Origin of the sequence: Legionella sp. PATHC035, assembly GCF_026191115.1 — a bacterium.
In the GTDB taxonomy this organism is placed as follows: domain Bacteria; phylum Pseudomonadota; class Gammaproteobacteria; order Legionellales; family Legionellaceae; genus Legionella.
Genome location: NZ_JAPHOT010000001.1, coordinates 1 through 21,546 on the forward strand (window position 1 = coordinate 1; position 21,546 = coordinate 21,546).

Sequence of the window (21,546 nt, forward strand, 5' to 3'; positions counted from 1 at the left end):
TTTTTGATTTTTACTTGGAAATGGCGCGCCCGGAAGGATTCGAACCTCCGACCCCCTGGTTCGTAGCCAGATACTCTATCCAACTGAGCTACGGGCGCGTTGACTGGCGGAGAGAGAGGGATTCGAACCCTCGATGGGATTTCTCCCATACTCCCTTAGCAGGGGAGCGCCTTCGACCACTCGGCCATCTCTCCAATCAATGGCTGGGGAGTATATCAGGTATTTTGATGCCGTCAATATGAATTATTTATAAATTGCAGCGTAAAGTTGATAGACTAAGTCTTGAGTTGCTTGAAATGATCTATAGTTAATCAGTATGCGCGCATTTTTTTGCTAAACAAATGGTACTTACTTATTCAAAAGTTAATTTAATAATTTTATATTTTAATGACTTATAAAAATTCCAAATTCTTATGATTACTGCTACTCTTTATCATTTATAAATCAGAACCAGTGTCAGTGGAGAGTAATGGCGTTAAGTTAAAAGATTTTCGTTCTTTTTGTTATCTCCATGAGGACATGCAACGCGTTGAGAATTGCCAATTGAAATGGAACTCGTTGCAGTGATGTGACCGCAATTAAAATAAGGAGGATCGATGAAACAGAAGTCGAATTTACATGGTCGAGAGGTGTATGTAGTTGATGGAAATCGAACACCATTTCTCAAAGCCAAGGGAATAGGTCCTTTTTCTGGATCTGATTTAGCGGTAGCTGCAGGGATGACTTTATTAAACCGCCAGCCTTTTGCTCCAACTGAGTTGGATGAAGTGATTATTGGCTGCGCCATGCCTAGTCCAGATGAGGCAAATATTGCTCGAGTTGTCTCTTTACGGTTGGGATGTGGTAACAGCGTACCTGCTTTTACAGTGATGAGAAATTGTGCTTCTGGAATGCAGGCACTCGATAATGCAGCTATCCAAATTGCGAGTGGGCGCAGTGATTTAATTCTTGCAGGTGGTACTGATGCGATGAGTCATGCTCCTTTATTGTTCAATCAAAAAATGGCATCTTGGCTAGCCAATTGGTATGCTGCTAAGAGTATGGGACAAAAATTAGGCCTTATCACACAATTCAGACCTGCTTATCTTGCTCCTGTTATTGCTTTACTGCGTGGTCTTACAGATCCCATTGTTGGCATGAACATGGGACAAACAGCTGAAAAAGTTGCTTTCCGTTTTCATCTTTCTCGTGAACAAATGGATGAGTTTGCCAATCAAAGTCATTTAAGACTTGCAAAAGCCTATAACGAAAATAGAATGACAGAGGTATCACCGCTTATTGATTATAAAGGAAAAATTTATCCACAAGATGATGGCTTAAGAGCGGACTCAACAGTGGAAAAATTAGCCAAGTTAAAGCCTTTTTTTGATAAAAAATATGGAATGGTGACCGCAGGCAATAGTTCGCAAATAACGGATGGGGCTTGCTTATTACTATTAGCGAGTGCTGAAGCAGTCAAAAAGCATGGATTAAAAGTAATAGGTAGAATTGTCGACTCACAATGGTCTGCGCTTGATCCTTCTCAAATGGGGCTTGGTCCTGTTCATGCTGTAACACCTATTTTACAAAGACAAAAATTAAAAATGGAAGATATAGACAGTTGGGAAATCAACGAAGCGTTTGCTGCACAAGTTCTGGGTTGCGTTGCGGCTTGGAATGACGATGAGTATTGCCGCACTCAATTAGGTCTAGAAAAAGCCCTAGGTGGTCCTTCTTTAGAAAAACTTAATCGTGATGGAGGAGCAATTGCAGCTGGGCATCCAATTGGTGCAAGCGGTGCGCGTATTGTCTTGCACGTTTTAAAATCATTAGAACAAAGAAATGAGTCGCGAGGTATGGCTTCTATCTGTATCGGTGGAGGACAGGGCGGGGCAATGTATCTTGAACGAGTGACTGAGGTGAAAGGACATGAATAATTACAAACATTGGGACTTGCAACGAGACAGTGACAATATTCTGTGGTTAGGCCTAGACAGAAAAGATACGACTGTGAACAGTATTAATGAGGAAGTATTGGATGAACTGAATAGTCTGCTTCATGAAATATCACAGGATAAAACCGCTGTTGGTTTGATTGTTTATTCAGCTAAAGAAAAAGGTTTTATCGCTGGTGCGGATGTCAATGCTTTTTCAAAATTTGAAACTCCATCCCAGGCTGTAGATTTCCTGCGTAAAGGTCAAGCAGTGTTTGCTCGGCTACAGGCTCTAACAATTCCTAGCGTTGCTATGATAGACGGTTTCTGTATGGGCGGTGGTTATGAGTTGGCTTTGGCCTGTACCTATCGAGTCGCTAGCGATGAAAAAGATACCCGTATCGGCTTGCCTGAAGTGATGTTGGGTATACATCCTGGCTGGGGTGGCTCGGTACGTCTACCTCAGTTAATCGGTGGTTTCAATGCTCTGTCACAAATTATTTTAACCGGAAGTGCAGTACCTGCAGCAAAAGCCAAGAGTTTAGGAATGGTTGATGATGTAGTGCCAATACGTCAGTTGAAACGAGCTGCGGTCTATTTTATTAAAAATAAACCAGCGAAACATAAACCTTCATTTGTACAGGGATTAACGAATAAGGCGTGGCTGAGAAAGCCTATTGCTGCTTTAATGCGACGCAATGTGGCTAAGCGAGTACGAAAAGAACATTACCCAGCACCTTATGCCATTATTGATCTGTGGGAAAAAGAAGGGGGTATGGGTGATAGGGCTTATTTAAAGGAAATAGACTCTGTAGAGCATTTAGTATCAACAGGCATTACTTCAAAAAATTTAATTCGCGCTTTTTCATTACGCGAGCGTTTAAAAGGTTTTGCAAAAGGTAGTGATTTTAAGGCGAATCATATCCATGTTATTGGTGCAGGTGTAATGGGTGGCGATATTGCTGCTTGGTGCGCACTACGTGGATTGCGAGTCACCTTACAAGATCAATCGTACGATAAAATTGCTCCTGCGATTGGTCGTGCTCATGCTTTGTATAAGAAAAAATTACGTAAACCTCGACTTATTCAGGCTGCGATGGATAATTTAATCCCTGATCCCGAAGGACACGGAATCGCAAGAGCTGATGTCATTATTGAAGCGGTTTTCGAAAATCTTGCAGTAAAACAAGAAATCATGAAAAAAGTTGAAAAACTTGCTAAAAAAGATGCCATTATCGCAACCAATACATCCAGCATACCTCTAGATGAAATGAGTAGTGTAATGAGCAATCCTAATCGTCTGGTTGGAATTCATTTCTTTAATCCAGTTGCCAAGATGGATTTGGTTGAGGTAGTGAGTAGTGCACAAACCGCTAAAAAAGTTGAAGTTAATTCGTGCGCTTTTGTTAATCAAATTGGCAAGTTACCATTACCCGTTAAATCCAGCCCAGGATTTTTAGTCAATCGAGTCTTAATGCCTTATCTCATGGAGTGTGTTCAATTATTGGATGAGGGGTATAGTGCTGAAACTATTGATGAAGCAGCCCTGTCATTTGGTATGTTCATGGGGCCAGTCGAGCTGGCAGATACCGTAGGACTGGATGTTGGTTTAGCTGTTGCAGAAAATCTGACAAGTCATTTTGGCGGAACGGTTCCGCAAAGACTACGTGATATGGTTAAAGAAGGCAAACTGGGTCGTAAAACAGGCCAAGGTATCTATCAATATAAAAATGGTAAACCAATTAAAAAACAGCCTAGCACACCAATTGATCCCCATATTGCCGATCGGTTAATTCTAAGAATGGTCAATGAGTCAGCTGCCTGTTTGCGTGAAGGTGTGGTTGCTGATGCGGATTTACTTGATGCCGGCATGATTTTCGCTACAGGATTTGCTCCATTTCGTGGCGGCCCTATGAACTACGCCAAGGATTTTGGAACAAATAATTTAGAAAATTTATTCAAGACCCTTGAATCCAAATATGGTAAGCGTTTTAAAGTAGATGAAAGTTTATGATCTGTTTCTGCGGTTTTTTTAAAATATAATCAGAAGTCATTCTGGGTGCAACGAGGGCTCCCCATGCTTTAGCATGGATAAATCAATGGGACAACCCTCGTTGCGCCCGAGATGACAGCAAAAATCTCCAATTGTTCTGCATTAATCCGGATTACTAAGATGGATAAAACATTGCAAATGTTCTTAAACAAAAAAAGGCTATTTTTTTTAATTTTCTTAGAGTTCTTTTGCATCTGTTTTTCTTATGCAACAACCTTAGTTTTACCTGCAGCTGGAGACGTTGTTGGAGAAGTTCAATACACACTATCGGAAGCAAATGAAACGATAGATGAGATAGGAAAGCGTTTTGATGTTGGTTTTTATGAAATTCTCAGAGCAAATCCTCAACTCAATTCCCAGCATGTGATCGGTAATTCTCGGCTTGTTATCCCAGCACAGTACATCTTGCCTAGTGTCCCTAGAAAAGGGATTGTTATTAATCTCGCTGAATATCGACTGTATTATTTTCCTAAACATGAGAACGTGGTGATTACTTTCCCTGTTGGTATTGGTCGAAAAGGTTGGAGTACTCCCTTGGGGATAACCAAAATTATTGCAAAAGAGGCAAATCCTAAATGGCGTCCAACAGAAAATCTTCGTGCTGAAGCAGAAAAAAATGGTGATTTTCTTCCTGATGAGTTTCCTTCAGGGCCTTATAATCCTCTCGGTCAATATGCTCTGAGGCTGCAATGGCCAACCTTTTTAATTCACGGTACAAACAGACTCGATGGTATTGGTATGCGTGTCAGTGCGGGATGCATTCGTATGTTTCCCGATGATATCGAATATCTTTTTCGTGTGGTTCCAATAGGAACACCGGTCCGGGTCATCAACGAACCAGTAAAAATTGGAAAACATGAAGGAGGCTGGGTAATACAAATGCATCCTCTTTTGAGTGAACAACATAATGAATCCTTACAATCAGAACTACAAAATCAATTAAGAATTCACAATCTCATCAGCGTCAATAACAACAAAATAATTCAAAATGAGCTCGCATATCCTACAGGCTTAATACGAAAAATTGAGTAAAAGAGCTACCCTTGTATTCGGATCATACGGATTACACGATTTAAAATAATTTATCCGCTTTTTGATTCATGTGATATGAACGGTGCTCTATCTTGACTACAGTATTTCAAAAGGAGATGGCTGATGAGCAAGATGATTAAAGCCGCCACAATATCGATGACATAATGCCAGCCCAGTAAAACGCAGGATGCGATAAGCAATACATTGATTATCATCAAGATAAAATAAGGAATTGGCCATTCTCTTAGCAAGTTCACACATAATATTGCCCATATTGTATGAAAGGAGGGAAGAGCTATTAATCCACCCTCATTTGTAGTTGGATGAATATAATGGTGGATTTGTCTGAATTTAAGACCAGTATCTATTTGCTCAGGGGAAAATAAAGGACTGTTGATGACACTTGCTGGAGCAGTTGTTGGAAAGAAGTAATAAATGACAAAACCAATTAAAACGGTAGACAACATATAAAAATAATACTCTCTGATCAGATGAAAACGACATGTAATAATGATTAACATAGGTAAAATGCTCATTTGGTAAGGCAGGGTGTCATAAATTTTACCTAATACGTATTTAAAGTGAGGATGGTTATCTGTCCAGATTAAAACTTTTTCCATATGGATAGATAAGTGCCTTTCGAAGGCAACGATAGAGTGATCAATTGCAGGAAAAGGGGTTAATTGTACTGCATTGGTTGCGATGGCCACGACACTCATAACCATAAAAAGATAAATCAACTCTCTTCCAGCTTGTACAAACTTACTGCTTTTGGGAAAATAAAGAATTAATCCAAGATTCATAAGAATTAATGTTAATGCTAAATAAGGTATACCTTCAGGAAAGTAGTTATTACCTGGATATTTATAAAATAAAGAGTTGATTAAAAAGGAAATAGAGGATAATGCCAGAATCAATCCGGCACAAAACATAATCGAGCGTGATGATACCTGACTCATTTAGGAGATTATTCAACCGTTTCTAAAAGCTGTTGCTTTTGCTTTATTGCATGAAAAATCTCTTCTCTATGCACATTCACCGATCTTGGCGCGTCAACACCGAACTTAATATTTCCATGTTCTTGTGTTTTAAAAGCTAAAATTTTAACAGTAGCATCACCAATATGAATTATTAAAGGTTCTTCAAACTGAAGAGAAATTATATCCATTAAAAACCTCTGTGACTTTTAGATAAGTTGATTGTAAAATCAATAATATTTTCTTACTGCACGGTAACCTAATTCATAGATACTTGTCACTAAAAAATTAATACAAATCTATAAAAATTAACTTCATTCCCGTTGTTCTTCAGTTTACCTAGAAAATTCGTCACTTTTTAATCGAATCATAATTGTATGATGTACTTAAAATGGTTATAATTGGCAGCTTTTTTTATAAACCTTGCCTTACTGTTGTTTTTGATGACAGGAGGCTTCATCCACAAGGAGAAATCATGAGACATTATGAAATTATGTTTCTTGTGCACCCGGATCAAAGCGAACAAGTACCAGCAATGGTTGAGCGCTATGAAGGGATCATAAGCAAGCACAATGGTGTGATCCACCGAAAAGAGGACTTAGGTCGTCGTCAATTAGCTTACCCAATAAGTGATGTTCATAAAGCGCACTACATTCTTATGAATATTGAGTGTAGTCTTGAAGCTCTGGAAGAAATTAAAAATGCATTCAAATACAATGATGCAATTATTAGAAACTTAATTACTCGTCAAAAACAAGCGATCACTACTGAATCTGTTTTGATGAAGAAAGAAAAAGAAACCAGATCGGCTTAAGAGGAGTCTTATTTATGTCAGCTTATTTTCGTAGAAAAAAAATGTGCCGTTTCAGTGCTGAAGGCGGTAATGAGATTGATTATAAAGATATCAATTTATTGAAAAATTACATTTCTGAAACCGGAAAAATTGTACCAAGTCGTATTACTGGTACACAAACTCGTTTTCAAAGACAATTAGCAAGAGCAATTATGCAAGCCAGATTTCTTGGTCTGTTGCCTTATTGTGATAGCCATAAATAAATAATAATGATGCGAGCAGGCAATTTTATAACAAGACAATGTAAGGTAATACTTGAAAGTAAGCAGCAAGCGATTCTTTATGCTGTTATTTTTTCAGTGTTACCTTTCGCCTCTTGGCTTTCAGTTGCTTTAGTTAGTTTAGTAACCTTAAGAAAGGGTGCAAAATCTGGTTTTGATGTTTTGTTGCCTGCGCTTATTATTCATTCTGTTCCACTGATGATGTTAATTCCATTATCCGGAGCAATAATTAATACCCTAATTGCTTATTTGCCCTGTTATTTTGCAGCTTTGAGTTTGCGAAATACTGAAAAGTGGCAAGCAGTAGCCGGGGTATTTTTTGTGCTGGCCTTTTTGGGATGTTTGTTCCTTCAACTTTTAGCGCCTGGTTTTATTGTGGAGCAATATAATCAATTTAAATTGATTTTGACACAATACCAGGAAGTGGTTGATTCTGCTCTGAGTGGCATAAGTTCATTAATTTTGGCTCAGTTATTCTTCGGCATTCAGATATTAAGCGTCATTGTTTCTGCAACAATTTCCTTGATGTTTGCACGAGCAATGCAAGCCAAATTATTTTTACCTGGTGGTTTCAGGAATGAGCTCATGGCATTTCGAAGTGGTAGACTCTCATTTTTAGTTTTCTTGGGTGTTTCGTTGGCAACTTTTTATGAAATTCCCTTGGCTATGAATGTCCTTCCAATAGTGCTGTGTTATTTCTTGGCTTCTGGATTTGGTCTGGTTTATTTTATTTTCTCTCGTAAGAGACAAGTTAAGGTATTCATTTTATTAATGTTATTAATGTTAGTGAAACCAACTTTTGTATTATGTGCCTGCATTGTCCTTGGTTCATTAGATAGTTTAGTTAATTTTAGATCGTATTTACCTTCAAGGGTTGGCGAATCAATTTAAGGGGTTATTAAGATGGAAGTTATCTTATTAGAAAAAGTGAGAAATTTAGGTAACCTGGGTGATAAAGTAAATGTAAAATCAGGTTATGGCCGTAATTTTTTAATACCACAAAATAAAGCGGTATTTGCAACACCAAAGAATATCGAGATGTTCGAAAAACGTCGAGCTGAGCTTGAAAAAAAGGCACAACAATCTTTTGCTACTGCTGAGCAACGTGCTGCTAAATTAAATGACACCAATTTAGTTATTAGCGCCATGGCGAGCGATGAAGGTAAATTATATGGTTCCGTTGGTATTAATGAAATCAAAGATGCTTTAACTGAAAAAGGCATTGATGTAGTCAAACGTGAAATCGTAATGCCTGAAGGTCCTCTTCACTCAATCGGTAGTTTTGTAGTTGAGATACATGTTCACAGCGATGTTGTTGCTAAATTGCATGTAGAAATTATTCCAGCTAAGTAAATATCTCTAGTATCGTAACCCGGGTGAAGCGAGAGCTAGCCCGGGTTTTCCAAGCTAATAATCGTTCAAGCATGCACCCTGAATTGTTCTTTGTTTCAAATATCACATTAAAATAATTCTATAAAGTGCAAGTAAGGCAATTACTGTATTCAAAATGGCCCAAATATAAGAAACATATAATCCTTTGTACCCACTGTAGTAGGCATATATCGCAACAAACGTACTCCCTGAAAAAAATATCCACTTATCATTGTAGGCAAAACCCATAGAAAGCAAGGCAATTCCGAAAATTCCCAAAATTAAAAATACACTACTTTCTTTTCCAAACATTAAATAAAATGTGAGTAGTTGGCAGCACAATAATATGGGTAAGAAAAACTGAGTATATGGGCCACTTCCTAATAAAATAGCCGCATGCCCTGCGATAAGAATTATTTGAAGTGCTATAAAAAAAAGCAATCTGAAATAGATTGCCGTTATAAGTAATGCAACACCGCCAATAAAATAATGCAATTGAGAATGAAGTTTGGGTGGAGTCGTCCCAAAATACTTCAAAAGACCGTACACTATAATGAGGGAGCCAATGACTCCCAAAAAAATAAATATTTTTTTAGCCACATATCACCATTTTAAATAAATCCCTTTTGCTACTGACTCTTGTATAATTGTGCCTTGAGGTTTATTAAATGAAATCCAATAATTTCCCATATTACTTAGGGCAAATTTAACCCGTGGATATTGGCATACTTCTAATACATTTCGGCAGTCAACGAGAGTAGTCTTTTCATCGGTGCGTTTATAACACTTAAAATTTAAATTTTTGACATCAGAGGCAAATGCACCCCAATTCAGTGGATCTAATGTAGCATGTAATGGAGGGCTCATAAATGCCTCCTCGGTATTGACACGTTCTAATTCGATTCTAGAGTCAGAATGATTTTGTATTAAATAGTAAGATTGATTTCCTGTCTCATTTAAAATTAGATAATTTTGACTATAACCAAAACCTACAACTTCACAACCCCTTGGAAATGTACTTGCTGCTTGTGTGGAGCTTATAAGAATAATGGAGAAAACAAAAGATTTATTGAACTGATGAAATAAAGACATAACTACCTCAATAAGTAAAATTTGGGGGTTATTTTAATCATAAAAAATACAAAGTCTATCCTACAATAAAAAAATAGCAGCGCTATTCCTTATGAGCGGAAATTTTTGCCTTAATCATCGGGTAATAAGTTCTATAAAAACTTAAAAAAAGATACATCCCAACATATGCTAAAGAAAGGCTAAGGCAAATAATGTTTGTATTTGGATAGCTAATGAGTAAAAAAATCGAACTCACTGCATAAATGGCGGAGCAAATATGCATCAATATCTTTAATATTCTCGAATCTGTTAAATAATCAAGTCTCGAGGGATAAACATATTTTACAGGGACAAAAATAAGTATGGAAAGAATAGTTAATATAACGGCATTTGTTGTCGCCGACGTGTTAAAAATAAACATATATAAAATGGTAATATTCCAGTAGCAAGGAAAACCTTTAAAAAAATGATCTGGCGTTTTTGCATCAGACTGACAAAATTGATAGGCAGAAGTAATTGAAACTGCTGCAATTATGAAGACTGAATAGTTAGGCGGAAGCATGCCCGGTTTGACGAGCAAGAAAAAGCAAGGGGTTATTACGTAATTCAAGTAATCAACAATATTATCCAGAAGGGCGCCGTCTATTTGAGGTAAAATTTTCCTTATGTTAAACAAACGAGCAAGACTTCCATCAACTGCATCAATAACAACCGTGATAAGCATAAGCCATAAAGCAAAAATATATTCGTGTTGATACATTTTTACCAATGAAAAGATACCAATACACGCTGCACTTGCAGTAAAGACGTGCACTGACCAAGCTGCTACGTATTGTAATGGATGGAATTGCTGTTTGCTTAAATTCATTAATTATCCTAGTGTTAATAAAAAAAATTGCCTAAAAGCATTATCTCTTAAATTGGGTTTCTTAAAATATTTAAATAATTGTATTCATATATTGAGTTAAACTAGTATTCTTTTGTCAAAAGATAAAAAACATAAAAATAGTATCAATAATCAAAAGTAGTGTGCAAGGAGAGTTGATAACTTTAGTTAAATATACTTTATTCTGTATGGAGAGATCATGAAAATTCAAACTGTAAATCCCGCAACGGAACAAATACTACAAAGCTATGAATGCCTTAATGAACACGAAATTCATAAAAGACTAGACAAAGGCCATGAGGCTTTTATGACATGGAAAAAGACATCTTTTAGCCAAAGAAAAACGCTCATGTTACAACTTGCATCTCTCTTAAAATCAAAAGTAGATGAGTTGGCTCATTTAATGGCAACTGAAATGGGTAAGCCCATTAGTGCGGGTAGAGCCGAAATTAATAAATGCGCCTGGTTGTGTGAGCATTACGCAGAACATGCGGAAGAATACCTCGCTCCAAAAATAGTCAAAACCGATATGAAAAAGGCAAAAGTATGTCATGTACCGCTCGGCATTGTTTTTGCCATCATGCCATGGAATTTTCCCTTTTGGCAGGTTTTTCGTTTTGCAGTACCTACGCTGATGGCTGGAAATGTGGCGGTTTTGAAGCATGCACCTATTTCAACGGGCACAGGGAACAAAATTGAAGAATTATTTTTGGAGGCAGGTTTTCCAGAGTACGTTTTTCAACATTTAATTGTTGATAATGATGGTGCAGCTAGGATTATTGAAGATCCTCATGTCATTGCAGTTACCTTGACAGGGAGCGGACGAGCAGGTAGTGCTGTAGCGAGCCATGCTGGAAAGTATTTAAAAAAATCTGTGTTAGAACTGGGTGGAAGCGATCCTTATCTCGTCCTTGATGACGCTGATCTGGATCTGGCAGCCGAATGTATCGTTAATTCAAGACTTAATAACTCAGGTCAAGTCTGTATTGCTGCTAAGCGCATCATTGTTTTAAAATCAGTTGAAAAAGAGTTAGTACAAAAAATTACTGAGTATATGTCCACATTTAAAATGGGTGATCCACTTGATTCAGAAACCAAACTTGGTCCATTGGCTCGTGCAGATTTACGAGAAAACTTGCATATTCAAGTAGAAAAATCACTGAAACAAGGTGCTAAATTATTGGTAGGTGGTATAATTCCCGAAGGAAAAGGCTTTTATTATCCGCCAACATTGCTGACTGAGGTTACACCTGGCATGCCTGCTTTTGATGAAGAATTATTTGGCCCTGTTATTGCGATTATCACAGCCGATAATGAGAAAGAAGGTATTGCTTATGCAAATCAAAGCCAATATGGTTTAGGGGCGGCAGTTTTTACCCGTGATTTGGAGAAAGGAGAGCATATAGCTACTCATGAAATAGAGGCTGGGGCATGTTTTGTTAATGCTTTTGTAGCTTCAGATCCCAGATTACCATTTGGCGGAATAAAAGAATCAGGCTATGGTCGTGAACTATCCAAGGAAGGTATATTAGAATTTGTAAATACTAAAACCGTAGCGATTAGTGATTCATGATATTAAGGCTTGTTGACTTTTACATTTGGGGTGAATGCCAACAGTACTTAATACGACATAATTTTTTGAGCCACTCCCAACTATCTAGTACATCAACTGGTTAGCTGAGAGCGGCTGCTTATTTTTTAAACAATAATTCTCGCTGTAGGGCTGAGGCAAAATCGACGAGGTAAAACAACAATGTCTTATAAATTTGAAGAGGGTAAAGATATATTAATTGAAGCCATTGTGGATAGGATTAGAAGCTCTATGATTGGTGAGCAAACCGAGTTTTGCGCCGAATTTGCGAAACAGCTCTATGGTACTGTAGCCATGGAAGATCTTAATGCATGGACTGTCGATGATCTTTATGGCGCCGTAGTAAATTTTTGGTCATTAATTAATGAGCGTGCACCGCATGAGACGAAAATTAGAATCTATAATCCAGATTATGAGCGTCATGGATGGCAAACCACGCATACCGTAATTGAAGTAATTTGTGATGATATGCCTTTTTTGGTCGATTCAATCCGTTTAGTAATCCATAGAATGGGATTATCTTCTCATCTAACTATCCATATGGGCGGGATTCGCGTTAAAAGAGATAAAAATAATCGAGTTTCTGAGATCTTACCCCGTAATCAGATGCTGGATGAAAAAGGGGTGATTCATGAAGCGCCCATATTTCTTGAAATTGATCGACAAACAGATCCCAAGATTCTGGAAGAACTACACCAAGGATGTGAACGGGCCCTCGAAGATAACCGAGTAGTTTACGAAGATTGGGAAAAAATGCGCGCGGAAGTTCGAGAAGCCATTTCAGAAATTGATAAGGTATCTTCTGTGCTTGATTTGGATGAGGTGGAAGAGACTAAGGCATTTTTACATTGGATTGAAGACCATCATTTCACTTTTTTAGGGATGAGGGATTATGAATTAGTGGAAAAAGGTAAAGAAACGGTGTTACAAGCTGTGCCTAAAACTGGGTTAGGACTTCTACGTGAAAGTGTTACTAAATCAATGGCACGTAGCATTTCTGCGATGACACCTGAGGCGCGTGAGTTTACCCTATCTCCTCGTATTTTAGTTACCTCAAAAACAAACACCCTAGCAAGCGTTCATCGAGATGCCTACACTGACTATATAGGAATCAAAAGATTTAATGCTCAAGGAAATGTGATTGGTGAAAGAAGAATTATTGGCCTTTACACTTCTGCTGCCTATCATACTAACCCCAAACAAATTCCATTTTTGAGACGCAAGGTAGCGCTCATTATGGAAAACTCGAAACTAAATCCACGAAGTCATGCGGGTAAGGTTTTGCTAAACATTCTTGAAACGTTGCCACGAGATGATTTGATTCAGGGAACAGAAGACGAGCTTCTGGAAATTGCAATGGGTATTTTTTACATGCAAGACAGAAAGCGTATTCGATTATTCGCACGCGTCGATGTTTATCACCGCTTCGTCTCATGTTTGGTGTATGTTCCTAAGGACAGAATTAATACTGAATTAAGAATGGCAATGAAGAAAATTCTTGATGAGAGTTTTAACTCGATTGAGACTACCTATTCAACTCAGTTTACCGAGTCTGTTCTGGCGCGAGTTCATTTTATCATTAAAATTAACCCAAATTTGCCCTTTGAGTACGATTTAAAAGAAATTGAAAAGAAATTGATTGATGCAGGACGTTCTTGGACAGATGATTTGCAAACTCATTTATACGAGGCTTATGGAGAGGAGCAGGCAAACAGTCTCTATGCTCGTTATAAAAATGCATTTCCTCTTGCTTATAGTGATACGTTTCCAGCAAGAACAGCGGTCTATGATATTAAACATATTGAATTACTCACACCAGAGCAGCCGTTAGGTATTAATTTTTATAAGCCATTGGATGAATCAGAAAACAGTTTCAGACTCAAAGTGTATCAACATGATACCACTATTCCTTTATCTGATGTTTTGCCTATATTGGAAAAGTTGGGTTTACGTGCGATTAGTGAACGTCCATACCCATTAAAATTTGAGGATGGCAAGGTAGCTTGGATTAATGAGTTTGCCATGCAATACAATAAACCAATTGAGTTTGATCTGGATGAAATTAAAGAATTATTCCAAAATGCGTTTGCCAAGGTTTGGTTTGGACAAGCTGAGAATGATGGATTTAATCAGCTCGTTTTAGCAGCAGGACTTAATTGGCGAGAGGTTGCTGTTTTACGTACTTATGCTAAGTACTTTAAGCAAATTGGTATTACTTTTAGCCAAGACTATATGGAAACGGCATTAAATAATAATGTTGCTATCGCTAAAAAGTTAGTGAGACTCTTTGAAATTCGTTGTAATCCTGCTAATGATCCTAATCGAGAAGATCGCTTTACCGATTTATCCATTGAAATATTAGCTGATCTGGATACCGTATCCAATCTTGACGAAGATAAAATAATTAGACAATACATCCATGCGATTAGTGCCACTTTACGCACTAATTTTTACCAGTTAAATACCGATGGTCATCATAAGCCTTATATTTCGCTTAAGTTAAACAGTAAGATCATTCCAGGTGTGCCCAAACCACATCCTATGTTTGAAATCTTTGTTTATTCCCCACGTTTTGAAGGGGTACATTTGCGCTGTGGCAAGGTGGCACGTGGTGGTTTACGTTGGTCTGATCGCAGAGAAGATTTCCGAACCGAAATACTTGGTTTGATGAAGGCACAACAAGTAAAAAATTCTGTCATTGTACCTAGTGGCGCTAAAGGAGGTTTTGTACCTAAGCTGTTGCCAGTAAATGGAACACGTGAAGAAATAATGGCTGAAGGAATAGGCTGTTATCAATTATTTATTCGAGGACTATTGGATATTACTGATAATTATGTTGAAGGCAAGGTTGTCAAGCCCGAAAATGTTATCTGTTATGATGAAGATGATCCTTATCTTGTGGTCGCCGCAGATAAAGGTACCGCAACTTTCTCTGACCTGGCTAATGCCATTTCATTAGAATATGGTTTTTGGTTAGGTGACGCTTTTGCATCAGGTGGCTCAATAGGTTATGACCATAAAAAAATGGGAATTACTGCCAAAGGAGCATGGGAATCAGTGAAACGTCATTTCTATGAATTGAATATAGACATAGAAAATAATGATTTTACTGTGGTTGGTATTGGCGATATGGCTGGAGATGTCTTCGGCAATGGTATGTTGTTATCAAAACACATCAAATTAGTCGGTGCCTTTAACCATATTCATATTTTTATCGATCCCAATCCTGATGCTGAGGCCAGTTTTAAAGAACGTGAGCGTTTGTTTCATTTACCCCGATCAAACTGGACAGATTACGATAAAAAGCTTATCTCCAAAGGAGGTGGTGTATTTAATCGTAATGCTAAATCAATTCCAGTCAGTAAGGAAATGCAAGCAGTTTTTGGAATTAAGCAAAATGAAATTGAACCAAATGAGTTAATCAAAGCGATTTTGAAAGCAAAGGTTGACTTACTTTGGAGTGCAGGAATTGGAACTTATGTTAAAGCCAGCACTGAATCAAATGCAAATGTTGGTGATCGAACCAACGATGCAACCCGGGTTAATGCAAAACAATTACGATGTAAAGTTGTGGGTGAGGGCGGTAACTTGGGTTTAACCCAACTGGCACGAGTTGAATACTCGCTCAATGGCGGAATGGTCTATACCGATTTCATTGACAACTCAGGTGGCGTTAATTGCTCTGATAAAGAAGTGAATATTAAGATTCTACTTAATGGTATTGTTGCGGTAGGTGATTTGACTCCAAAACAACGCAATGAACTCTTGGTTGAGATGACCGATGAAGTTAGTAAACTGGTACTTCGTGACAATTTCTTACAAACACGGGCAATTAGCTTATCTGCATCACAGCCTCTACAAGCATTGGATTTGCAAAGTCGTTATATAAGCGAATTAGAGCGTACAGGGAAAATCGATCGAAATCTTGAGTACTTACCGGATGAAAAGGTCATCTTAGAGCGTAAGTTGATGGGCAAAGGTTTGATGCGTCCTGAGATTGCCGTATTGATGTGTTACAGCAAAACTATTCTGAAGGAGCAAATTTTGGCCTCCGGCGTTCCTGAAGAAAGTTATATGACGCAATTTTTAATTAGCTCGTTTCCTAAGCCATTGCAAGAACGATTTAGCAAGCAAATGCAATCGCATCAGCTAAGAAGAGAAATTATTGCAACCCGATTAAGCAATATTATCGTGAACGAAATGGGCTTTACTTACGTTTACAGATTGCAGGATGAAACAGGTGCACCAGTTTCAGCCATTGTAAGAGCTTATATGATTACTCGCTCTGTACTCAATTTAGAGTCTGTTTGGAAGCAAATTGAGGAATTGGGTAACAAGGTAAGCGCTAAAAAGCAAGTAGAAATGATGATGCTTTATTCAAGATTAGCGCGACGCATTACACGCTGGTTCTTACGTAGTCAACGTCGATCTGTTGACATTTCTGAAGTTGTAAAACTTTATGCACAAGGGGTTGTTGAGCTGAAGATGTCTGCCCCAGCCTTATTGAATGAGGAGCGGCGAGCACGATATGAAGAGCACAAACAAGAGCTTATTGATGAAGGTATTCCCCCAGCTCTAGCGCATGAGTTAACTGTTACACGAGGCTTGTTTGCCGCAACAGACATTATAGATATCGCTCACAAGAAAAATATGAAAGTAGCTCAGGTTGCTGAAATTTATTTTGGAATTGGTGAGTTCCTGGATCTTGCTTGGATAAGAAAACAAATTATCATGCATCCAAGTGAGAATCATTGGGAGTCATTATCTCGCGAGGCTTTACGAGATGATCTGGATTGGCAACAACGCCAACTTACAGCTGGCTTGATCAACTACGATGGAGATAACCCTGATTTCCAAGCACGCCTTGCTTCTTGGGGAGAGTCTCACCGCTCTTTAATTCAACGTTGGCGCTATATTTTGGCTGATCTGAAAGCAAGTACAGTACTGAACTATACTATGTTTTTTGTTGCAATCAGGGAGTTGTTGGATTTAACTCAAACTACTTTGCAATCCTATGCTTTAGCAGAGCAAGAAGCATAAATAGTATTGTAGCCTGGCTGCTTCAGCCAGGAGCATTATTTATTACAGCTCTTATTAAGATCAGGTTGGGCCTTGGCCCGACCTTCTTTTTTACCAAGCAAATTGGCTAAGCTAACGGAAGGAACTGGAAGTCTGTCAATTCTATGGATTGATGGCATCCTTCGAGAAATACAGTTCGATCTGCCTCTTTTAATAGACTTGCCGCGACTAAATAATGATCTGGTCCAAGAATAGAAAAGTCAACCAATTCACCGAGTTCTGTTCCTTCAGGTTGATTTAGTATTTTTTGTCCAGAATAGATTTTTTGTTTGGTTTTAATTTCATAAATTTTCATTTGATGTTTTAAAGTTGCTTTATAATGCATTCGAGCAATAATTTCTTGTCCTTTATAGCATCCTTTATTGAAACTAATGTAGGGAGTTTGTTGTAAATCAAGTCGATGAGGTAAAAATAGACCTCGAGACTCAGGATATATTTCTATTTGCTTTTGATAGAGCCTTAGGGTATGCCAGGTTAGAGAACCAAGAAACTGATCTCTGCTCACAAAGCGTTGCTGTATCTCATGTGCATTATCGGCTAAGGTCAACAAAATATAGAAGCCATTACCTAAATGATAAAAACAAGAATGAGCATTATATGTCTGGGAGTAAGGTGTACTTGGGAAAAAATCCGAGTCAGGAATAATATCCTTTTGGTTTTGTAGGTAAAATCCAAAAACTTTAAAAAAACTGTTTGTTTTGAGCGAAACACGAGACAGCGAAGCGTATTTATTTAATGAATTGATTGTTGCCTCTTCGAGATCGGCAGGAAGGATTAACTTAATTCCTTGCCAATTGATAATATCCATTAAAGTAAGAATTCGTCCTTTAAGATTGCACTGAGCACCTTGAATCATTTGTATATCGGATACCGACTGCACATCGCATGTGAGTTGTCCTTGAAGAAAATCAACGGCTTTATCCCCGATAACATCAAGAACCCCCAGATAGGATAAATCAAATAAATAATTGTGTTGAGGCAAAAGTATTAATTCATTTCCCAAATCTTTAAAAGTGGTTAATGATCTACTATTAACTGGGTGTGTAAATATATTATTCATTGTGATTAACCTGAAAATAACGGCTACTTTTGATAACAAATAACCGACTAATGGAAAAGTTGATGAGTTTAGCTGATTTTTCAAACGCGCCATAGGGGCTGTTTGCAATTCTACGTTCTAGGCAGAATGATGAACTGTATAAGAGACTGGTAGTGGTTTGTCAATCTCCGGTTAATGATTGCTGTTTATAAAGCCAGTAGTGTATCATTTGCACGTAAACTAATTCGTAAGAGATATATCATGTTGGATACCAAAGAAAAAGCAAGACTAGAATGGCATTGCCGTCGAGGTATGCTGGAATTGGATCTTATTTTACAACGTTTTCTTGAACAAAAACTGGATGTATTGTCTCCGCAAGAACTCGATGCATTTAACTCATTATTAAGCTGTACTGACCCAGAGCTATTTGCTTGGCTGATGGGGCACGAAGAGCCTCAAGATAAAGAGCTAAAAAAAATTGTTACTATTATCCGAACTAGTAATTGAACCAGGAAGGTCAAAGACTTATTTGCGTTTGACTTCAGTAATTTATCTAATTACGGTTGCTTTAATTTTTTATTCTTCTATTCATCTATTTATCAAAGCAATTTTGTTAAGTTTTATTATTGTGTTAACAAAAATTGATTGGGCGATCCAACGCCCATGTACCTCAATAAAAAAAATACAATTTATAGGTAACGAATGGATTTTGGAGCCTTATAGTGGTAACAAAAAAACCTATATTCAGGCCATCATCCTTATTTACAATCCTTTTTTTATGCTCATTGAGTTTAAAAACAAGAGACAAAAAAAATGTATTGTTCTATTTAATGACCAACTTACAAACAATCAATTACGTTTATTACATCTTAAAACACACCAAAAATAGTATATAATTATACATATGGCATAAATAATAGTCAGTCATTCATATAATGGAATTATGAGGAAGTAATGAATAAAGAAGCTTCTTATAGTGATGAGGACTTAATTAATTTAGCAAGACAGGGGAACATGGAAGCTTATAATCTGTTGTTGTCACGTTATAATAATAAAATACAGCAAATTATTCACTTACATATTCAGGACCGAGCGAATGTCAGTGATTTGGCGCAAGAAGTATTAATTAAAGTTTATCGCTATCTACACTATTTTAAAGAGAAAAGCCAATTTTCTACCTGGTTGTATCGTATTACTCAAAATACAATCAAAAATCATTATCGCACTGCCAATTTACGTATGGATATGGAAGCTGAATATGCAGATAATTACAATCCGTCAGTACAATTGTCACCTGAATATTTATTAATAAATATTGAGTTTGGTGAGCATTTGGAAACCATTCTTTCCACACTATCTGAAGAGTTACGCCTTTGTTATGGAATGCACATTCTTGATGGTCAATCTTATGAGGATATTGCTAAAAAAATGGATTGTCCTATCGGAACAGTTCGATCTCGAATTTTTAGAGCTCGCAAAATAGTTATGGCATCAATAGATCAATTGTAGTCATTTTTTTCTTTTCACGATTATGATATAAAACAGATGCTTACTTACTACTCAATCTAACTGTTTTCCTTTTTAAAAATTAAGGGATGAATTATGGCTATACTCGAAGATCGCTTGGAACTTTGTAACAAAAAAATAGATGCATTATTTCACGGATTGAAATTAAGTGCAGAAATGGAAACTGAATTGAAAGCAATTAAAAATTATTACTGGGCATTGTATCAGGCAGCAGGTTTTGAGGAAGATGAAGAAGAATGTGTAAAAATTTACGAGCTTTTAGTTACAGGCCTTGAGGAGATAAAAAGCGGCTTATCAAAACCTGAAGATGTATTAAAGACTGTAGAAGAAATAAAGTCTCTTAGAAAAAAAGGTGTTGTTCTTGAGAATATTTGCAATGCGATAGAACTATTATTTTGGGCTGGATCTGCGTGTGCCTTTTTCTCATATAGCATTTTAATGGCGGCACCATTAGCAGCTGCAAATCCTTTCTTTGCTCTAGCTGTAATCGCAATTGCTAGTTTGGCTGCAATATACTCAGTGGTAAACCTTCTGAGTTGCATTGATGAATTTAAATCGACTGCACCTATTGAGGAGGAATATAATCGAGAAAAATATTTAATCTCGTTTTTTAAGCCTGCTTTACCATCTTCTGAACTATTTTCTAAAGACTCTGACGAAGTGAGTTACAAAATAGGGACTTTCTATCATCAATCGACGAACATGAGTACCAATTAATTTAAAAATATATTTGGTTTGAAGTAAGTCCCGAATGAAGGTAAAGCCTTATTTGGGACAATTTATTATTAATCCTTGGATATTTCTTTCTGCTAATGGATATCAAAATTCTTAATTTTCGCTTCATAAATTCAACAAATAAGCTGCGATAAAAAAAACATATGATAAAATGCTCTAATTCGCCTGAACTCTTAAATAAGAACTTATGCTGGAAAGTGACCGCTTAATCAGTACTCAAAGTATCTCCTCAGAAGAGGCGATTGATCGTGCTATCAGACCCTTGAGTCTTAGGGAGTACATAGGGCAGGATGCGGTGAGCTCTCAAATGCAGATTTTTATTGATGCAGCTAAAAAACGAAAAGATGCTTTGGATCATGTTCTCATATTTGGTCCTCCTGGCCTGGGCAAAACGACTCTAGCCAATATCATTGCTCACGAAATGGGTGTTAATTTGCGACAAACCTCTGGACCGGTCATTGAACGTGCAGGTGATATCGCAGCAATACTTACTAATTTACAAACAAATGATGTTCTATTTATCGATGAAATTCATCGACTTAGTCCGGTTATTGAGGAAATACTTTATCCGGCAATGGAAGATTATAAATTGGATATCATGATCGGAGAGGGACCCGCCGCACGGTCTATCAAACTCGAATTACCACCGTTCACGCTGATTGGTGCGACAACACGAGCTGGGTTACTTACTTCTCCACTTAGAGATCGATTTGGTATTGTACAACGTCTTGAATATTATTCTGTTGATTCATTAACACAGATTGTTTCACGTTCTGCGCAATTACTTAATGTAACAGCGAAACACGAAGGAGCAAGAGAAATCGCATTGCGTTCAAGAGGAACCCCACGTATTGCGAATCGATTGCTCCGTCGTGTTAGAGATTATGCCGAAGTTAAGGGAAGTGGGGTGATCAGTCTTGATATTGCACAAAAGGCATTGGAAATGTTGGATGTGGATAAGCATGGTTTTGATCTCATGGATAGAAAATTACTTTTAGCTGTGATTGAACAATTTAATGGGGGTCCTGTAGGTATTGATAGTATTGCGGCAGCAATCGGCGAAGAAAAAGGCACAATTGAAGATGTTTTAGAGCCATTTTTAATACAACAAGGATTCCTTATGCGCACGCCAAGAGGTAGAATAGCCACGCCAAAGGCATATCAGCATTTTGGTATAACCACAGTAGAGCAGGATTAA

At 37.5% G+C, this 21,546-nt stretch carries 20 protein-coding genes and 2 tRNA genes; 14 read left to right on the top strand and 8 right to left on the bottom strand.

What is annotated here, in order from left to right; translation table 11 throughout:
* Positions 1–21: 21 nt before the first annotated feature.
* Positions 22–98: transfer RNA gene (locus tag OQJ13_RS00005), tRNA-Arg, on the bottom strand.
* Between the two features lie 6 nt (positions 99–104).
* A tRNA-Ser gene (locus OQJ13_RS00010) sits at positions 105–194 on the bottom strand.
* A 402-nt stretch (positions 195–596) separates the two neighbouring features.
* Here OQJ13_RS00010 and OQJ13_RS00015 point away from each other — a divergent pair.
* From OQJ13_RS00015 to OQJ13_RS00025, 3 genes are all read left to right on the top strand, one after another.
* Complete coding sequence (locus tag OQJ13_RS00015; RefSeq protein WP_265708247.1) at positions 597–1,916, top strand: acetyl-CoA C-acetyltransferase; 1,320 nt, start codon at positions 597–599, stop codon at positions 1,914–1,916.
* Positions 1,909–3,927 (top strand): 3-hydroxyacyl-CoA dehydrogenase NAD-binding domain-containing protein, encoded by a 2,019-nt coding sequence (locus OQJ13_RS00020; protein ID WP_265708248.1) that lies wholly within the window; start codon positions 1,909–1,911, stop codon positions 3,925–3,927. The genes OQJ13_RS00015 and OQJ13_RS00020 overlap by 8 nt, the downstream gene beginning before the upstream one ends.
* Before the next feature lie 111 nt (positions 3,928–4,038).
* Positions 4,039–4,998 (top strand): L,D-transpeptidase family protein, encoded by a 960-nt coding sequence (locus OQJ13_RS00025; RefSeq protein ID WP_322783736.1) that lies wholly within the window; start codon positions 4,039–4,041, stop codon positions 4,996–4,998.
* Positions 4,999–5,048: 50 nt separating this feature from the next.
* On the opposite strand, the gene OQJ13_RS00030 is transcribed toward OQJ13_RS00025, so the two are convergent.
* Both OQJ13_RS00030 and OQJ13_RS00035 read right to left on the bottom strand, forming a co-directional pair.
* Positions 5,049–5,957 (bottom strand): phosphatase PAP2 family protein, encoded by a 909-nt coding sequence (locus OQJ13_RS00030; RefSeq protein WP_265708250.1) that lies wholly within the window; start codon positions 5,955–5,957, stop codon positions 5,049–5,051.
* Positions 5,958–5,965: 8 nt separating this feature from the next.
* Positions 5,966–6,166, bottom strand: coding sequence for a carbon storage regulator (locus OQJ13_RS00035; protein ID WP_028380671.1), 201 nt, complete (start codon positions 6,164–6,166; stop codon positions 5,966–5,968).
* A gap of 284 nt (positions 6,167–6,450) precedes the next feature.
* Here OQJ13_RS00035 and rpsF point away from each other — a divergent pair, with 284 nt between their 5' ends.
* From rpsF to rplI, 4 genes are read left to right on the top strand one after another with little or no spacing between them, the layout of a single operon-like run.
* Positions 6,451–6,789 (top strand): 30S ribosomal protein S6, encoded by a 339-nt coding sequence (gene rpsF, locus OQJ13_RS00040; protein ID WP_010653599.1) that lies wholly within the window; start codon positions 6,451–6,453, stop codon positions 6,787–6,789.
* Between the two features lie 14 nt (positions 6,790–6,803).
* Positions 6,804–7,031: a 30S ribosomal protein S18 gene (rpsR, locus tag OQJ13_RS00045; protein WP_010653600.1), complete on the top strand. Its 228-nt coding sequence runs from the start codon at positions 6,804–6,806 to the stop codon at positions 7,029–7,031.
* A 6-nt stretch (positions 7,032–7,037) separates the two neighbouring features.
* Positions 7,038–7,940 carry a hypothetical protein gene (locus tag OQJ13_RS00050; protein ID WP_265708251.1) on the top strand — a complete coding sequence of 301 codons (903 nt, stop codon included), beginning with the start codon at positions 7,038–7,040 and terminating at the stop codon, positions 7,938–7,940.
* Between the two features lie 12 nt (positions 7,941–7,952).
* Positions 7,953–8,402, top strand: coding sequence for a 50S ribosomal protein L9 (gene rplI / locus OQJ13_RS00055; RefSeq protein ID WP_028380668.1), 450 nt, complete (start codon positions 7,953–7,955; stop codon positions 8,400–8,402).
* Between the two features lie 102 nt (positions 8,403–8,504).
* Here rplI and OQJ13_RS00060 read toward each other — a convergent pair whose 3' ends face one another.
* The 3 genes from OQJ13_RS00060 to pcsA form a co-directional block, all read right to left on the bottom strand.
* Entirely contained in the window at positions 8,505–9,020 is a 516-nt protein-coding gene (locus OQJ13_RS00060) for a hypothetical protein (protein ID WP_265708253.1), read from the bottom strand.
* 3 nt (positions 9,021–9,023) lie between these two features.
* Positions 9,024–9,512 (bottom strand): enhanced entry protein EnhB, encoded by a 489-nt coding sequence (locus tag OQJ13_RS00065; protein WP_265708255.1) that lies wholly within the window; start codon positions 9,510–9,512, stop codon positions 9,024–9,026.
* A gap of 82 nt (positions 9,513–9,594) precedes the next feature.
* Positions 9,595–10,359, bottom strand: a complete 765-nt coding sequence (gene pcsA, locus OQJ13_RS00070; protein WP_265708256.1) for a phosphatidylcholine synthase — start codon at positions 10,357–10,359, stop codon at positions 9,595–9,597.
* A 217-nt stretch (positions 10,360–10,576) separates the two neighbouring features.
* Here pcsA and OQJ13_RS00075 point away from each other — a divergent pair, with 217 nt between their 5' ends.
* Both OQJ13_RS00075 and OQJ13_RS00080 read left to right on the top strand, forming a co-directional pair.
* Positions 10,577–11,950 carry an NAD-dependent succinate-semialdehyde dehydrogenase gene (locus OQJ13_RS00075; protein ID WP_265708258.1) on the top strand — a complete coding sequence of 458 codons (1,374 nt, stop codon included), beginning with the start codon at positions 10,577–10,579 and terminating at the stop codon, positions 11,948–11,950.
* 180 nt (positions 11,951–12,130) lie between these two features.
* Complete coding sequence (locus tag OQJ13_RS00080; protein ID WP_265708260.1) at positions 12,131–17,008, top strand: NAD-glutamate dehydrogenase; 4,878 nt, start codon at positions 12,131–12,133, stop codon at positions 17,006–17,008.
* 106 nt (positions 17,009–17,114) lie between these two features.
* Here the strand turns inward: OQJ13_RS00080 and OQJ13_RS00085 are convergent, their stop codons facing one another.
* Complete coding sequence (locus OQJ13_RS00085) at positions 17,115–18,107, bottom strand: YgfZ/GcvT domain-containing protein (RefSeq protein ID WP_265708261.1); 993 nt, start codon at positions 18,105–18,107, stop codon at positions 17,115–17,117.
* A 240-nt stretch (positions 18,108–18,347) separates the two neighbouring features.
* Here OQJ13_RS00085 and OQJ13_RS00090 point away from each other — a divergent pair, with 240 nt between their 5' ends.
* The 5 genes from OQJ13_RS00090 to ruvB all read left to right on the top strand — a co-directional run bounded on the left by OQJ13_RS00090 (position 18,348) and on the right by ruvB (position 21,546).
* Positions 18,348–18,593 (top strand): succinate dehydrogenase assembly factor 2, encoded by a 246-nt coding sequence (locus tag OQJ13_RS00090; RefSeq protein WP_028380661.1) that lies wholly within the window; start codon positions 18,348–18,350, stop codon positions 18,591–18,593.
* Positions 18,565–18,975 carry a hypothetical protein gene (locus OQJ13_RS00095; RefSeq protein WP_265708263.1) on the top strand — a complete coding sequence of 137 codons (411 nt, stop codon included), beginning with the start codon at positions 18,565–18,567 and terminating at the stop codon, positions 18,973–18,975. Before OQJ13_RS00090 ends, OQJ13_RS00095 begins: the two co-directional genes overlap by 29 nt.
* A 65-nt stretch (positions 18,976–19,040) precedes the next feature.
* Positions 19,041–19,595: a sigma-70 family RNA polymerase sigma factor gene (locus OQJ13_RS00100; protein ID WP_265708265.1), complete on the top strand. Its 555-nt coding sequence runs from the start codon at positions 19,041–19,043 to the stop codon at positions 19,593–19,595.
* A 93-nt stretch (positions 19,596–19,688) separates the two neighbouring features.
* Positions 19,689–20,330: a DUF5638 domain-containing protein gene (locus OQJ13_RS00105; RefSeq protein WP_265708267.1), complete on the top strand. Its 642-nt coding sequence runs from the start codon at positions 19,689–19,691 to the stop codon at positions 20,328–20,330.
* Between the two features lie 205 nt (positions 20,331–20,535).
* Positions 20,536–21,546, top strand: coding sequence for a Holliday junction branch migration DNA helicase RuvB (ruvB, locus tag OQJ13_RS00110; protein WP_265708268.1), 1,011 nt, complete (start codon positions 20,536–20,538; stop codon positions 21,544–21,546).

Excerpts from the sequence above, each read along its gene's own strand:
- ruvB (WP_265708268.1), top strand. The coding sequence starts at position 20,536 with ATGCTGGAAAGTGACCGCTTAATCAGTACTCAAAGTATCTCCTCAGAA.
- OQJ13_RS00050 (WP_265708251.1), top strand. The coding sequence starts at position 7,038 with ATGATGCGAGCAGGCAATTTTATAACAAGACAATGTAAGGTAATACTT.
- OQJ13_RS00080 (WP_265708260.1), top strand. The coding sequence starts at position 12,131 with ATGTCTTATAAATTTGAAGAGGGTAAAGATATATTAATTGAAGCCATT.
- rpsF (WP_010653599.1), top strand. The coding sequence starts at position 6,451 with ATGAGACATTATGAAATTATGTTTCTTGTGCACCCGGATCAAAGCGAA.
- OQJ13_RS00020 (WP_265708248.1), top strand. The coding sequence starts at position 1,909 with ATGAATAATTACAAACATTGGGACTTGCAACGAGACAGTGACAATATT.
- OQJ13_RS00085 (WP_265708261.1), bottom strand. The coding sequence starts at position 18,107 with ATGAATAATATATTTACACACCCAGTTAATAGTAGATCATTAACCACT.
- rpsR (WP_010653600.1), top strand. The coding sequence starts at position 6,804 with ATGTCAGCTTATTTTCGTAGAAAAAAAATGTGCCGTTTCAGTGCTGAA.
- OQJ13_RS00075 (WP_265708258.1), top strand. The coding sequence starts at position 10,577 with ATGAAAATTCAAACTGTAAATCCCGCAACGGAACAAATACTACAAAGC.
- OQJ13_RS00105 (WP_265708267.1), top strand. The coding sequence starts at position 19,689 with ATGGCTATACTCGAAGATCGCTTGGAACTTTGTAACAAAAAAATAGAT.
- OQJ13_RS00035 (WP_028380671.1), bottom strand. The coding sequence starts at position 6,166 with ATGGATATAATTTCTCTTCAGTTTGAAGAACCTTTAATAATTCATATT.
- OQJ13_RS00015 (WP_265708247.1), top strand. The coding sequence starts at position 597 with ATGAAACAGAAGTCGAATTTACATGGTCGAGAGGTGTATGTAGTTGAT.
- OQJ13_RS00090 (WP_028380661.1), top strand. The coding sequence starts at position 18,348 with ATGTTGGATACCAAAGAAAAAGCAAGACTAGAATGGCATTGCCGTCGA.
- OQJ13_RS00065 (WP_265708255.1), bottom strand. The coding sequence starts at position 9,512 with ATGTCTTTATTTCATCAGTTCAATAAATCTTTTGTTTTCTCCATTATT.
- rplI (WP_028380668.1), top strand. The coding sequence starts at position 7,953 with ATGGAAGTTATCTTATTAGAAAAAGTGAGAAATTTAGGTAACCTGGGT.
- OQJ13_RS00025 (WP_322783736.1), top strand. The coding sequence starts at position 4,039 with ATGACAGCAAAAATCTCCAATTGTTCTGCATTAATCCGGATTACTAAG.
- pcsA (WP_265708256.1), bottom strand. The coding sequence starts at position 10,359 with ATGAATTTAAGCAAACAGCAATTCCATCCATTACAATACGTAGCAGCT.
- OQJ13_RS00030 (WP_265708250.1), bottom strand. The coding sequence starts at position 5,957 with ATGAGTCAGGTATCATCACGCTCGATTATGTTTTGTGCCGGATTGATT.
- OQJ13_RS00100 (WP_265708265.1), top strand. The coding sequence starts at position 19,041 with ATGAATAAAGAAGCTTCTTATAGTGATGAGGACTTAATTAATTTAGCA.